At 48.5% G+C, this 14,062-nt stretch carries 10 protein-coding genes; 7 read left to right on the plus strand and 3 right to left on the minus strand.

Annotated elements, in window-relative coordinates:
* Positions 1-321 precede the first annotated feature (321 nt).
* Both HRE53_RS14690 and HRE53_RS14695 read left to right on the plus strand, forming a co-directional pair.
* Complete coding sequence (locus tag HRE53_RS14690) at positions 322-1,719, plus strand: undecaprenyl-phosphate glucose phosphotransferase (RefSeq protein ID WP_235106986.1); 1,398 nt, start codon at positions 322-324, stop codon at positions 1,717-1,719.
* Positions 1,720-1,943: 224 nt separating this feature from the next.
* Positions 1,944-2,804, plus strand: a complete 861-nt coding sequence (locus tag HRE53_RS14695; RefSeq protein ID WP_212664089.1) for a M48 family metallopeptidase — start codon at positions 1,944-1,946, stop codon at positions 2,802-2,804.
* Between the two features lie 117 nt (positions 2,805-2,921).
* Here the strand turns inward: HRE53_RS14695 and HRE53_RS14700 are convergent, their stop codons facing one another.
* On the minus strand, positions 2,922-3,542 hold the full coding sequence (locus HRE53_RS14700; protein WP_235106987.1) for a hypothetical protein: 621 nt from the start codon (positions 3,540-3,542) through the stop codon (positions 2,922-2,924).
* A gap of 12 nt (positions 3,543-3,554) precedes the next feature.
* Positions 3,555-4,094 carry a 2'-5' RNA ligase family protein gene (locus HRE53_RS14705; RefSeq protein ID WP_235106988.1) on the minus strand — a complete coding sequence of 180 codons (540 nt, stop codon included), beginning with the start codon at positions 4,092-4,094 and terminating at the stop codon, positions 3,555-3,557.
* Between the two features lie 103 nt (positions 4,095-4,197).
* Between HRE53_RS14705 and HRE53_RS14710 the strand changes: the two genes are divergently transcribed.
* The 4 genes from HRE53_RS14710 to HRE53_RS14725 all read left to right on the plus strand — a co-directional run bounded on the left by HRE53_RS14710 (position 4,198) and on the right by HRE53_RS14725 (position 10,243).
* A complete protein-coding gene (locus HRE53_RS14710) occupies positions 4,198-5,895 on the plus strand; it encodes an ABC-ATPase domain-containing protein (protein WP_235106989.1) in 1,698 nt (565 codons plus the stop codon).
* 358 nt (positions 5,896-6,253) lie between these two features.
* A complete protein-coding gene (gene speE / locus HRE53_RS14715) occupies positions 6,254-7,552 on the plus strand; it encodes a polyamine aminopropyltransferase (protein WP_235106990.1) in 1,299 nt (432 codons plus the stop codon).
* Between the two features lie 2 nt (positions 7,553-7,554).
* Positions 7,555-8,580, plus strand: coding sequence for an agmatinase family protein (locus HRE53_RS14720; RefSeq protein ID WP_235106991.1), 1,026 nt, complete (start codon positions 7,555-7,557; stop codon positions 8,578-8,580).
* A 58-nt stretch (positions 8,581-8,638) separates the two neighbouring features.
* Positions 8,639-10,243, plus strand: coding sequence for a hypothetical protein (locus tag HRE53_RS14725; protein ID WP_235106992.1), 1,605 nt, complete (start codon positions 8,639-8,641; stop codon positions 10,241-10,243).
* A gap of 15 nt (positions 10,244-10,258) precedes the next feature.
* Here the strand turns inward: HRE53_RS14725 and gatA are convergent, their stop codons facing one another.
* Entirely contained in the window at positions 10,259-11,707 is a 1,449-nt protein-coding gene (gene gatA, locus HRE53_RS14730; protein ID WP_235106993.1) for an Asp-tRNA(Asn)/Glu-tRNA(Gln) amidotransferase subunit GatA, read from the minus strand.
* A 51-nt stretch (positions 11,708-11,758) separates the two neighbouring features.
* Here gatA and HRE53_RS14735 point away from each other — a divergent pair, with 51 nt between their 5' ends.
* A complete protein-coding gene (locus HRE53_RS14735; RefSeq protein ID WP_235106994.1) occupies positions 11,759-13,990 on the plus strand; it encodes a glycoside hydrolase in 2,232 nt (743 codons plus the stop codon).
* Positions 13,991-14,062 lie beyond the last annotated feature (72 nt).

Below are 14,062 nucleotides of genomic sequence, written 5' to 3' on the forward strand. Positions count from 1 at the left end.
AAAGGTCATAAATAGTGTGCAATTTTATTTCAAAGTATAATTTTGAGTGACCATACGCTATACTCGTCCAATCTTTGTTTTTCCTGGAATTCTCTTCAATTTTGAAGCATAGCACTGCTGGATTAAGCGCTTTGATCGAGTGATTTGTAACTCGCAATATCCAGGGTGATCACTATCACTTCTCTTTTGTCAGGAAAAATCAACAATGAAGTTGACAAAGCTACAAGTGTAGTTTTAATAGCAGCATTCATCGCGCTGAGCTTTTAGAATTAGGCCATATTTGGCCAAGTTAACAAGTATTTGTTCTCCCCAAGATGATTTATGAGCCATAACTCCCACTGGACACTCCGAGCCAATACGTCAATCGTGACATTGGTGCAGCGCCTTCTGGATCCTACATTGGCAGTCTTGTTACTAGTGATTTTGGCTCATTTTTATGCCATTCCTTTTACCACCAGTCTGCAACTCTTTGCCCTGACAGTCTTTCTACTAATTTTGCCTGTCTTTAAGGCAACCGGTATGTATCGTCCCTACCGCAGTCTGGCTGCAAGATTGCTAGCCATTAGGTTTGTTCTGGGATGGTCAATTGTAATGGGGCTGATGCTTTTCATCGGCTTTGCGACCAAGACCTCGATGATTTTTTCGAGAGCGCTGATCTTGACCTGGTCTTGCAGTGTGCCGATGGTGTTGCTCGTGGTTCACTTTTTGGTTTGGGCAATGCTCCGCCAAATTCGCATCTCTGGACGCAATTCTAAGTCTGCTGTGATTGCTGGGGTGAATCAAGTCAGCCTGGATCTAGCAGAGCAGATTCGGGAGTGTAAGGACTTAGGGATTCGGCTCAGTGGCTTTTTTGATGATCAGTCGCCATCGGAATTACCAGATGTTCCGATGGTGGGTAAGTTATCTGAAGTTCCCGACTATGTTCGTCAACATCATATTGATGTGGTGTATCTGGCCTGTGCCGCGGATGATGAACCGCGATTTGCAGAACTGATTGAGGCACTACAAGATACGACTGCCTGTGTTTATTTCGTGCCTAGTCTGTTGATGTACAGCCTGATGCATGGTCGGTCTTACGAAATCAATGGTGTACCTTTGATTTCGATCTGGGAGATTCCTTTTTCTGACTTGCAGTATGTCTTTAAGCGGGCCATTGATGTGGTGTTATCTGGGTTAGCCCTGGTGGTGCTGTCTCCAGTGATGACGGTGATTGCCATGGCCGTGAAGCTATCTTCACCCGGTCCTATTTTGTTTAAGCAGCGTCGGTATGGCTTAAATGGCCAAGAAATCATTGTTTACAAGTTTCGTTCCATGACGGTAATGGAAGATGGTGGAGCAGTGATTCAGGCGACTCGCGGTGATCGTCGTATTACCCCTTTGGGTGGCTTCTTACGCAAAACGTCTTTGGATGAACTCCCTCAATTTTTGAATGTGTGGCAAGGTCGCATGAGTCTGGTCGGACCTCGTCCCCATGCGGTGGCTCACAATGAAATGTACCGCAAGCTAATCAGTGGCTATATGCTTCGCCATAAGGTTAAGCCTGGCATTACCGGGTGGGCTCAGGTGAATGGTTGCCGGGGTGAAACGGAAACCTTGGACAAGATGAAGCGACGCATTGATTATGATTTGGAATACCTCAAAAACTGGTCTCTCAGTCTAGATATTCAAATTCTTTTGAAGACAGCTTTTGTTTTCCTCAAAGACCAAAATGCTTATTAAGCGTAGCCTAGCCCGCTAGATTCGGTTGTTTTTGGGAAACTCCTAGGGGCATTCAGCGTCATAATTAGCACATAGGAGTCGTATATCTCCTTGCTCAAAACTGGTTGATGATGTCGGTGTCAGTCCATCCATGTTCAATATGGGTTGGGACGCCTTGATTAACTAGCAAGATTAAGCGAGCAACGAGATAGACCTATGATGCTGTTTCATCGTCTGGTGACTTTATGAAGGATGCAGTCTCTCAGCTGCCCATTTCTAAGCGTGTTGTTGCGGCAACTGCTTTAGCAACGAGTCTTGCGATCGCAACCCCAAATCCTGCCCAAGCTATTCCTTTGAGAGACTTGATCTTTCGGGGGATTCAAGTCATCCAACTCTCCAATCTTTCTAATAAGCAGGAACGAGAGCTAGGCGAGCAAATTCATCGCAACCTCCAAAGCCAAGGAATGCGCTTGCATCAAGGGCGGTCCCTCAATCGCTATGTGAGCCGCATTGGTCAGCGTTTAGTAGATGCCGGGGCGAGACGCCGGAAAGTAGCCTACCGTTTTCAGGTCGTCGATGATAAGCGGGTAAATGCCTTTGCCACGATGGGAGGGCGGGTTTATGTCACTACAGGTCTGATTAATACCGCAGATAACGAAGCCCAGCTCGCTAGCGTCATTGGCCATGAAATTGGCCATATTGACCGCAAACACCTAGTCAAGCAAATTCGCAAGACGATGGTGGCTCAAGGACTAACAACCGCTATTACGGGCTCCAATCGCAGTCAAGTCGCCAATATTGGGGTCAACTTATTAGTCAGTCGTCCCCAAAGCCGCAGTGACGAATATGATGCCGATCGAGAAGGACTCCGCATGTTGAGAGCAGCAGGGTATGCCACCTCAGCGATGCCTGAATTTATGCGCAAACTCGTTTCGAGTCGATCAACCCCCACCTTTTTAAGTACCCACCCAGCCGCTCCAGATCGAGTGGTTCGCCTGGAGAGTGAGATTCAATCAGGCTCTCAAAATGAATGCGATAGCAACCCCGATCTGCAAAGTTGTGGTCTAAATCAAAGCCGCTATCGGCAGGTCGTGGGCAGCCGTTAAGCAGCCCCTTTACGCTGCAGAATCAGTCCAGTACTGCCCAGCAGATGAAAGGGTTGCGTTAAGACTGGACCCTGCTCGGTTTCAATGGCTCCTTCTAAGAGGCTGATTGTCACTGACTTATAAAGGCTGGATGATCAGATCTACTCTTTGAATTTGGTGCTGATAGTCTTCGGAGACGAATGCCTTGGATCGACTCTCGTCTAGGGTCAGCTCAACCGTTTGGATCCCTAAGGATTGAAAAAATTTCTCGTAGCTATCAATAATGGTGCTGGGTTGAGGAGATACACCTGCTGCTTCTAATTCTTCAGCCATTTCCTCATAAATTTCTGCTTCCTCTTCAAAGTCTTCGGTGGTTTGGTAGCGGGTTTTGGTATTTTCGGGTGAAAATAGTTCGCAATCTACAGTGCCTGAGGTATCTTCTCCTGAAAATACGAGTACTTTGGCCTTCAGTTTTTGAGAGAAGTCTGATGCCGAATCCAGCGGTATATATCTGCCGACATGATGGAAGATAATCACCCAGTCACTATCTATGACTTGGACAACCGCACCCGTAGGGCCATATTGATCCGCTTGTTTGGGGAAGGATGTCGTGATGGGTAAATGGTGACCCATTTCACGCTGTAAGGTCTCACCATAGACTTTGGAAACCACATCTATGGGAGCGTTCACAAACAATACAACCCATGAATAATTGCCAAAATCGCCTACATAGTCTTGAAAAGTTTCTGATTGATCCATAATGGTTGAGAACTAGGGGTTGATTTCAAAAGCAGCTAGATCATTGAGATTCCAGCGTTCCAGGGTTTGCCAAGTTTCTACTGCGGTCCACTCTCCGGGTTGTTGTGGACAGACGACTGCCAGGGTATCGAAAATAAACGTTTCCTTGATCCGCAATGCTTGAATAATGATCTGGCGTTCGAGGGGGGCTAATTCTTTGTAGATCAAACTGATATGGGGCATAAAAGGCTTGATTGCATTCTCAAGCCACAATTCATAAACCCTTTGCCGCAAGGCCACCAGAGGATCGGCTAAAGAGGTACGGATATAAACGGTGCGAAATAATGCTGCGCTATGGTCTAACCCTTGATTATCCAGTTGCAAGACAGGTGTAGCCGCTGCCAGAGCCGCTAGTGAAGATTGATAGTGATCAGAGACTTGGAGACGACCTGCAACGGTTACATGGGGGCTAAATCTAGGGGCTTGGTATTTGTCGGCAAGCGGATCGATGATTGCTTGCAGATAGGCAGAATCTTTGGGTGTGGGAACGAGCCAGAGTGAAACGTCTTGCATTAGGGTTGTTGCGTCTTGCCTGCAGCTCCCTTTTTAATGGTGAAGTCTCGGCAGAGAGCATGATATCTCTAGGCGAGGCCGACCCTTTTTGGCAGGAGTGGCTATGACCGATCATACCCGTCTAGCAGAGCAGTTATGGCAACTGGATGGCAAAGGCTATAAAGCCTACAAATCCATCCGAGGTGAGTACTATTTTCCCCAATTCACGCTCAAAATTGATCGGGTACAGGGCGATCCCTTCGCCAAGCCCAGCCAGTGCCGAGTCCTGATTCCACAGCAAATTGCAGGCTTTCCACCAGAGTCATACGCTAATCACAGTCGAGAAGTGGGACTACGGGATTTCTTAACGCGACAGTTTCACCAGCTGACCCAGCAGAGACAGCGTCGTTCGGGAACCGGAAATAGCGGATTGCTTGCCATTACTCCGCCGGGGCCAGAAATTCTAGAGCGTACGACAGCTGTTATTGATGACGAGCAGGTAGAACTACGTTTTTGGGTTGGTTTACCGGCTCAGGGACGCCGCATTGATGGTTGGCAGGCTGCTGATTTGCTCTGTGAACAGATTTCTGAGCTGGTTGAGGGCATGCTGTATCCTCAATTGCCCACTCAAAATCTCCAGCACCACATTGATACCCATGAAGATGCCGACTGGTTGAGACAGCAACTGTCTACTCAAAAATTAGTGGCTTTTGTCGCTGATGGGGCCATTTTGCCCCGTGGCAGTGGGATTGATATCCGGCCTTTAGAATCCGCCACCCCCTTTCAATCACCGGCATCCTTACGGGTTGAATTTCACTGTCCCCATCGTGGTTTGATCACGGGCATGGGGATTCCTGCAGGGATTACACTGATTGTTGGTGGGGGCTATCATGGCAAGTCGACGCTGCTGAAAGCGTTAGAGCTAGGAATTTACAACCATATTCCGGGAGATGGTCGCGAGTATGTGGTGACCGATGTGGATGCGGTCAAAATTCGAGCGGAAGAGGGACGTCCGGTGACGGGATTAGATCTGTCTCCGTTTATTAACCATCTGCCCCATCAACAGACCACGACGCAGTTTTATACGACGAATGCCAGTGGCAGTACCTCTCAGGCAGCCAATATCATCGAAGCTTTGGAGCTAGAGGCCCAAGTCTTATTGATTGACGAAGATACTACCGCTACCAATTTGATGATTCGCGATCGCAGAATGCAATCCCTAATTGCCAAAGACCAAGAACCGATCACCCCGTTAATCGATCAAATTCGCCCCCTATATGAGGATCACGGGGTTTCCAGTATTTTGGTGATGGGGGGCAGTGGAGATTACTTTGAAGTGGCTGATACGGTGATTGCCCTATCTGCGTATCGCCCTGAAAACGTGACGGAGCAAGCGCTTGCGATCGCAGCTCAGTATCCAAGCGATCGCATCTGCGAAGCGGCCCAACTTATCGGTAATCGCCAGCCTCGAAGGCTGCAGCTCAAACCTAGCTCCCTAGAGTGGAAAGGCCGACCCGCCAAGGTTAAAGTCCATGAATTACGGGAAATTATTGTAGGTCGCGAAGCCATTGATCTGAGCCAAGTTGAACAGCTTGTGGAGTCCGGGCAACTGCGTGGGATCGCAGCCGCTATTCTGTATTTGCATGACTCTCCACCGACTGATCTAAATTTTGCGGCTGCGATCCAAGCAATCTTGTCACAACTCTCTACAGAAGGTTTATCTACCCTCAGTTCCTTTCCAGAAGGAGATTTTGTCGCGTTTCGCAGGTTTGAACTGGCCGCAGCCCTGAACCGTTGGCGTGACCTTAGTCTAGAAGATTAGGCCACCAGACAAATTGCCATCTCTACCCAAAGCTCTGTCTCCCCTTCATGACAAAATGGAGCAGAATCAGGATGTTTTCTAAAGCAGGAGCATGGCAATGCTTCAGTGCTGATCAGGGAAGCAGCCCTGCCACAGATGGGGAGGAGCTAAATTCGGTGATACGACAGTCCAGCTATTTTTGTTCAGGATTCAATTGAAGAGAGCATGGGCATACTTTGAGCAATCCTAGTGCTCAAAGTATGCTCTAAGACTGTGATGGAAATGCTTTTGATGGGAGATTGCTGCCCGTTGAGGCCCAGGGAGCGTTTGTTCGCTGTCCACTGATGCTTAAATATTCTCTCCACTCTCTTCAAACCTTATGAATTCACTTGGAAGACATATCTTAGTTGAGTTTTACGGGGGTTCTGCCGAAGTCCTAAACGATGTTCTCCTGATCGAAACCAACATGTTGAGCGCGGCCAAGGAGTCGGGAGCCACGATTATTACCTCCCAATTTCATCGGTTTCCGCCCATTGGAGTGTCTGGGTTTATCGTCCTCCAAGAAAGCCATTTTGCCATTCATACCTGGCCGGAGTATGGCTACGCTGCCCTGGACTTATTTACCTGTGGCATGTCCGTTAACCCTTGGATCGCCTATGAAATCCTCAAAGAAGCCTTTCAAGCCGATCATGGGTCTGCTTTAGAGTTGAACCGAGGCCAACTCCATTTACTGGAAACAGAAAATGTAGATTTTAAGCGTCCCGAAGAGGTGGCTGCCTACGAATATTCTGATCCACAGGAAAAACGCACCGTTTGGTTCACAGATCGCAATGACAATATTGCTTTATCCATTCGACATCGAGGCGGCTGGATCTTCCGGGAAAAGTCTCCTTACCAAACTGTAGAAGTTCTCGACACCTTTGAATACGGCAAAATGCTGGTGATCGACAATATGGTCATGTGCAGTGAAGGCGATGAAAAAGCCTATCACGAGATGATTGTCCATGTGCCGATGCTCACTCATCCCGCTCGAAAAGTGCTGGTGATTGGCGGTGGCGATGGCGGTAGTGTGCGAGAAATTCTTCGCCATCCCCAAGTAGAAGAAGTCACCCTAGTTGAGATTGATCAGGTGGTGATTAAAGCTGCCAGAGAGCATCTCCCCACCCTGTCTTCAGCCTTAGATCATCCCAAACTGAACCTGCTGATTGGCGATGGTATCGAGTATCTAGCAGCGGCAGCCGATGAATCCTATGACCTGATTATTATTGATTCCTCCGACCCAGTCGGATGCTCTGCGCCCCTATTCACCAAGGAGTTTTATCTGCAGGTACACCGGGTTTTAAGATCAGGGGGTGTCTTGGTGGCCCAAAGCGAGTCTCCCCGGTTTAATCAGCCCAAATTTGTAGAACTCTATCAAGACTTAGGTGCAATTTTTGGGGCTGCTCAAGTGCACTGTTATCTAGCCTTTATCTCCACCTATCCCACAGGGATGTGGAGTTTTGCCTACTGCTCTAAAAATGGGCCGCATCCGATTCAGGACTTCGACCCACAAAAAGCACAGCAGTTTTCCCAAGACTATCAATTGGCCTACTACAATCCCGGAATCCACCAAGCCGCTTTCTGCTTACCGACCTTCGTCAAAGACATGATTACGGTGGAGCAGCCGACACTGGTCTAATCATGATGACTTTTGACCCCAATGGTGTGGGCCTAGAGAATGGCAATCTGTTTGGCCTCCCCTTCGATTTTGACAGTGCCCAAATTATTGTCTGGGGCATTCCCTGGGAAGTGACTGTCTCCTACGGTGCTGGAACGGCTCAAGGGCCAGCAGCGATTCTGCGAGAATCTCCTCAATTGGATTTGTACGATTTTGACAATCCTGGCGGCTGGCAGCAAGGTATTTACCTGGCAGGCATTCCCGAATTTATCCAAACCAAAAATGATGAACTAAAAGACACGGCTCAAGCCATTATTGAGCACACCAGTCAAGGCCATTCTGTCGCAGACTCACCAACCTTGATGGCAGCGCTCACGGAAGTGAATCAGGAATGTCGCCATCTTAATCAGTGGATTTATAAGCAAGCCCAAACGGTTTTGGCCCAAGGAAAACAGCTGGTGCTATTGGGCGGGGACCATAGTATTCCCTTGGGCTACTTGCAGGCTTTGGCTGAGCACTATGACGAATTTGGCATTCTCCAAATCGATGCCCATTCTGACTTACGCCAAGCCTATCAAGGGTTTGAATTTTCCCATGCGTCAATCATGACCAATGTGTTGAAACTGCCCCAGGCCACGAAGCTGGTTCAGGTTGGCGTTCGAGATGTTTGTGCTGCTGAAGTCGAAACCGTAGCCCAGTCCCAGGGACGAATTGTGACCTACTACGATTCAGACCTGAAGACACAACTTTATCAAGGTGAGACGTGGCATTCCCTCTGCCAAAAGATGGTGAAGCATCTCCCGCAGCAGGTCTACATTAGCTTTGATGTCGATGGTTTAGATCCTAAGTTATGCCCACACACGGGTACGCCAGTACCTGGTGGTTTGGAGTTAGAAGCAGCTTTTCATTTGTGTCGAACGATTGTTCACAGTGGGCGATCGCTGATTGGCTGTGATATCTGTGAAGTGGGTGATGGGGTGTGGGATGGCAATGTAGGAGCGCGAATTCTCTACAAGCTCTGTAATTTGATGGGGCTATCTCAATCTTGAAACCTTCGCTTGTTTCCATAGTCAAAAAGACAGGTGGTTTCAAATATTGCAATCTTCCATGACTCGATTGAATCGTCGCCAATTTCTACTTGTAACTGGGACAGCTCTGCTAGCAGACCCTTCCAAAACTTTAAGTCAAACCCCTGCTGCACCTCCTCTTTCTAACCAAACTCAAACTGTCATTTCTCGAATCCAAAATATTCGATTTTCGACCTTGGGGAAGATTTATCATGCTGCCAATGACCAGGATCGAACCGGGATGGGGATTTGGCCTTGTCGAACTTGCAAAGGCCCTATTAAAGATTGCCAAGAAGAGGATCAGCGGTCTGAGAAGATTTATCTTCCCTTTGTGATGGCTCCTCGTCGTCAGACAGACATGATGGTCCGACAAGCCTATCACCTACTGCCAGAAACCATACGTCGCCAAACTGCCTTTGTGCTGACAGATCGCCTGGTGCAATATCCCGAGGATTATCTTCCCTATCTTCAACAAAAACAGCAGGTTGTTTTAGTCGGCAGTTTTGTGGGTATCGATAATGCTCGCAGTGTTGCAGAGTTTCCTCAGTGGCTCATTCAGCTACATCACCTGGAACTATTGCAAGTAGAAATCTGCATTGATTTGATCCATAGCTTGGGTAAACCCATTGTCGATATTGTCTATGCTCTGGGAGATTCTCCCTCTGAGTTTGCTCCTACCTTTCGACAACAGATGGAAGCCAAACTTCATAGGATTTTGGACAGTAAAGAGCTGAAACAGCTACAGCGACCCTTGGCATGGGGCGCAGATGAGGTGATGCTGAAAGCCTTTGCTCGACGTTTACCACCGCTCAGACTCAAAGCCCATATAGCCAGCCCAAATGCGCGGCACCATTATGATGGCCAAGCAACCACGGCAGCCATTTTGCAGTTAGCTATGACGGAAGTAGGCCTGACCGCAACTGAGGACGACTCTTTTGATATCCAAGCCTTAATCTTTGGTCGTCATCCACAAGCATCGGCCTTTGCCTATCAGCCCAATGATGAACAACAACAAGCCTTGGATCAACAATTTGCCCAGCGACTCCAGAATGTACCCACCGATCTGTACTCCAAGACCCTGATTATTGATGCCAGAATTCCCAATGGCGCATGGGATACCCAGTGTATTCCGCCCTCTGCTGATTTTCTGGCGTTTGGCTCTTGGGGAACCTTTACCAATTCCTGTGCTCAAACCCTTGCGATCGCAAAACTACTACACTATGCCCAACGTCCCACCATCCAGCGTCAGCTCCTCTTAGAAGCCATTGCCCATGATGTTTTTACGATTGGCTACGCCGAAGCCCGTCATCACAATTCTCCCTTACGAAAACAGCTTCAATCCGTAGGGTTACGCTATGACGATACCTGTTACACCACGGCAATAGAGGTAGAACAAGTTTTTGAGGTGATCAATACTTCTGTAAATAAGCGTATCGTGATGGTTGCACCGCAGTTGGGGCCTGCGACTTTTAAGGTTATTCCTCAACTATGGCGAACTTTTGAAAGTCAGGTGTGTCTGGAAGGTAGCGAAGGTGCGATCGCAGGTGTCTATCGCACCGATCTAAACCCAGCTACTTTCAACCCCTTTCAATCTATATCTAACGTCCAGAAATTTACGTTAACAGAATTAAATCAGGAGTTCTGACAGTAGATCTGTTGTCTAGAGTTTGGGAGCTTCCTTATGCCATTCTGTCGATTGCTCATAAGCATAGGCAGCTTGTAGCACCTGATCTTCCCGTAAGACATTACCAACAATTTGTAATCCGATTGGTAATCCTTGGTCATCAAAGCCACAGGGAAGACTTAGACCCGGTAAGCCTGCCAGATTCACTGGAATGGTCATTAAGTCAGAGAGATACATGCTTAAAGGATCAGCCGTTTTCTCTCCTGCTTTAAATGCTGTTGTTGGGGTTGTAGGACAGACCAAAACATCCACGCTCTCAAACGCCTTCTCAAAGTCTTCCTTGATTAACGTGCGGACCTTTTGAGCTTTTAAGTAGTAAGCATCGTAATATCCTGCAGATAGGGCGTAGGTGCCGATCATAATTCGACGCTTCACCTCAGCCCCAAATCCTTCTGCCCGAGTATGGGTGTACATGGACATCAGATCCTCTGGATCTTCGGTGCGGTAGCCGTATTTAACGCCATCGTAGCGGGCTAGGTTAGCAGAGGCTTCCGAAGGAGCAATCACATAGTAAGTGGGCAACCCATAGCGGAAGCGCGGACAAGAAATTTCTTGTACCTCAGCACCCAATTCAGCTAACTGCTCTACCGCCTTGCGAACGGCCTCTTCGACCACCGGATCGAGTCCTTCCCCAAAGGTTTCAGTAATGACACCTACTTTTTTCCCTTTCAGGTCAGGAATCAAAGACTTGGAATAATCGGGGACTTCTACCTTAAGACTGGTCGAGTCTTGGGAGTCATAGCCCGCGATTTCTTGTAAGAGAATAGCCGCATCTTCGACGGTGCGACCAAAAGGGCCAATTTGATCTAAGGACGACGCATAAGCTACGAGGCCAAAACGAGATACTAATCCATAGGTGGGCTTTAGGCCGACTACTCCACAGAGGGCTGCGGGCTGTCGAATAGAGCCGCCCGTATCTGATCCGATAGACACTACACATTCAGAAGCAGCCACTGCTGCAGCGGAACCACCCGAGGAACCACCAGGCACTCGGGACACATCCCAAGGATTGCCAGTGACTTGGTAGGCAGAGTTTTCCGTCGAGCTGCCCATGGCGAATTCATCCAGGTTGGTTTTACCCACCATGACTGCCCCCGCAGCCGCCAACTTTTGGGTTACTGTAGACTCGTAAGGGGGGATAAAGTTTTGAAGGATTTTTGATCCACAAGTGGTAGCAATTCCTTTGGTACACATATTATCTTTGATACCAATGGGAATTCCCGCTAGTAAACCAATCTCTTCCCCCGCAGCTAACTTAGCATCGACCTGTTTAGCTTGGGCGAGTGCTTGGTCAGCAGTAATGGCCAAAAAACTATGGAGTTTGGGTTCTAATTGATGAATGGTTTCCAGGGCTGCTTCGGTAATTTCGTGGGCTGATCGTTCTTTAGCGATCAACTCTTGATGCAACGCTCGGATGGATGCCATGCAGCAAATCCTTTTGTTCAAAATGTGCCAGTCCTCAGTATACGGTGACCTATGACTCACCCGCTTTATATCGCCTTTATTTGGCATCAGCATCAGCCTCTCTATAAAAGCCGAGTCACCGGCAAATACCGACTTCCTTGGGTTCGGTTGCATGGGACTAAGGATTATTTAGATTTAGTTCTGTTGCTGAGTCGCTATCCCAAATTGCACCAAACCGTTAACTTGGTGCCATCGCTGCTCATGCAGATCGAAGATTATGTGGCGGGGACCGCCGTTGACCCTTATTTAGAAGTGGCGACTCTTCCCACAGAACAGCTGACGCCAGAGCAACATCAATTTATTGCCCAGCATTTCTTTGATGCCCATCACCAAACCTTGGTTGATCCCCATCCTCGCTATGCAGAACTGTTTGGTCAAAAGCAGGACAAAGGGGAAGCCTGGTGTCTAGAAAACTGGACGGCCCAAGACTATGGGGATTTATTGGCCTGGCATAATCTAGCCTGGATTGATCCTCTCTTTTGGGATGACCCGGATATTGCCCGATGGTTGAAACAAGATCGCAATTTTAGCCTGCAAGATCGCAAAGATATTATCGAAAAGCAGCGCCAGATCCTGAGTCGCATTGTGCCCCAACATCGGCAGATGCAAGACGACGGCCAGCTAGAGGTGATGACGACTCCTTACACCCACCCCATTTTGCCCCTGTTAGCTGATACCGATGCGGGACGCGTGGCAGTTCCTCATATGGATTTACCGGAAGCCCAATTCCAATGGCCAGACGATATCCCTCGCCACTTGAAAAAGGGATGGGAGATGTATGAGGAACGATTCGGACGATCTCCCCGAGGACTGTGGCCCTCTGAGCAGTCCGTGAGTCCTAGTATTTTGCCCCATGTCGCTAAGCAGGGCTTCAACTGGCTTTGTTCTGATGAGGCTGTTTTGGGATGGACCACTCATCATTTCTTCCATCGGGATGAACAGGGCAATGTCTATGAACCCGAGATTCTATATCAGCCTTATCGCTTAAGTACCTATGAAGGCGATCTGTCGATTGTCTTCCGGGATCACCGATTGTCCGATCTGGTGGGCTTCACCTACAGCGCCATGCAGCCGGAAGAAGCGGCCTCGGATTTAGTGGGGCATCTGCATGCGATCGCAAACACCCTCATCGACCGCCAACCCGAAGAAGGAACCGCTCTGGCCAAGCCCTGGCTGGTGACTATTGCCCTTGATGGCGAAAACTGCTGGGAGTACTACGAACGAGACGGCATCCCTTTTCTAGAAAGCCTCTATCAAAAGCTCAGTGAGATTGATGACCTCAAACTCGTCACCGTCTCTGAATACCTAGAACAGTTTCCGCCCCAAGAGACCCTACCGACGACTAAGCTCCATAGTGGATCTTGGGTAGATGGCAGTTTCACCACTTGGATTGGTGATCCTGTCAAAAATCGAGCCTGGGATTTATTGACAGAGGCCAGAAAAACTTTAGAAAAGCATCCCGAAGCCACCGAAGAGCAAAACCCAGATGCCTGGGAAGCTTTATATGCAGCAGAAGGCTCCGATTGGTTTTGGTGGTTTGGTGAAGGACATTCCTCGAATCAAGATGAGATTTTTGATCAGCTTTTTCGGGAGCATTTAGTCGCCCTCTATCAAGCCTTAGAGGAGCCCGTTCCTGAAGTCCTTCAGTATCCCCTGGAAGAACATCAATCAACGGCAGATCATCGTCCCCAAAGCTTTATCCATCCAGTGATCAACGGGGTTGTGGATGAACAAGATTGGGACCATGCGGGGCGAATTACCATCGCTGGTTCTAGGGGGACGATGCATCGTAGCAGCACCATCCAACGCCTTTGGTATGGGCTGGATCACCTGAATTTCTATATGCGATTTGATTTTCAGGTGGGTAAAAAACCGGGGGTTGATTCTCCCCCAGAACTACACTTGTTGTGGTTCTATCCGGGACAAACCATGAATAATAGCCTGATTCCTCTAGGCCAAGTTCCCGATCAAAGCCCTCTCAACTACCGATATCATCATCATCTGGGCATTAATCTCACCAATCATGATATTTGGCTAGAAGAAGCCGCTGACCATGACCAGTGGCACGGTCGGTCCCATCATGTACAACTTGGCCTCGATCAATGTCTAGAAATTGCAGTGCCTTGGAGCGATTTACATCTAGAGCCTGATTGGCCTGTAGAGCTGGTTGTGGTTTTATCCAAGCAGGGTGAGTTTGTGGAGCACCTCCCTGAGAACATGTTGGTGCCACTACAGGTGCCCTAAGGGCTGGCTAAGCTTCTAGCACAGCAGATTGAAAAGCCCCCAGCACTGTTTCAGTGCTGGGGGCTTTTCATG

Origin of the sequence: Acaryochloris sp. 'Moss Beach', from assembly GCF_021497025.1 — a bacterium.
Lineage (GTDB): Bacteria > Cyanobacteriota > Cyanobacteriia > Thermosynechococcales > Thermosynechococcaceae > Acaryochloris > Acaryochloris marina_A.

Excerpts from the sequence above, each read along its gene's own strand:
- HRE53_RS14700 (WP_235106987.1), bottom strand. The coding sequence starts at position 3,542 with ATGGATCAATCAGAAACTTTTCAAGACTATGTAGGCGATTTTGGCAAT.
- HRE53_RS14690 (WP_235106986.1), top strand. The coding sequence starts at position 322 with ATGAGCCATAACTCCCACTGGACACTCCGAGCCAATACGTCAATCGTG.
- HRE53_RS14735 (WP_235106994.1), top strand. The coding sequence starts at position 11,759 with ATGACTCACCCGCTTTATATCGCCTTTATTTGGCATCAGCATCAGCCT.
- HRE53_RS14720 (WP_235106991.1), top strand. The coding sequence starts at position 7,555 with ATGATGACTTTTGACCCCAATGGTGTGGGCCTAGAGAATGGCAATCTG.
- HRE53_RS14710 (WP_235106989.1), top strand. The coding sequence starts at position 4,198 with ATGACCGATCATACCCGTCTAGCAGAGCAGTTATGGCAACTGGATGGC.
- gatA (WP_235106993.1), bottom strand. The coding sequence starts at position 11,707 with ATGGCATCCATCCGAGCGTTGCATCAAGAGTTGATCGCTAAAGAACGA.
- HRE53_RS14725 (WP_235106992.1), top strand. The coding sequence starts at position 8,639 with ATGACTCGATTGAATCGTCGCCAATTTCTACTTGTAACTGGGACAGCT.
- HRE53_RS14695 (WP_212664089.1), top strand. The coding sequence starts at position 1,944 with ATGAAGGATGCAGTCTCTCAGCTGCCCATTTCTAAGCGTGTTGTTGCG.
- HRE53_RS14705 (WP_235106988.1), bottom strand. The coding sequence starts at position 4,094 with ATGCAAGACGTTTCACTCTGGCTCGTTCCCACACCCAAAGATTCTGCC.
- speE (WP_235106990.1), top strand. The coding sequence starts at position 6,254 with ATGAATTCACTTGGAAGACATATCTTAGTTGAGTTTTACGGGGGTTCT.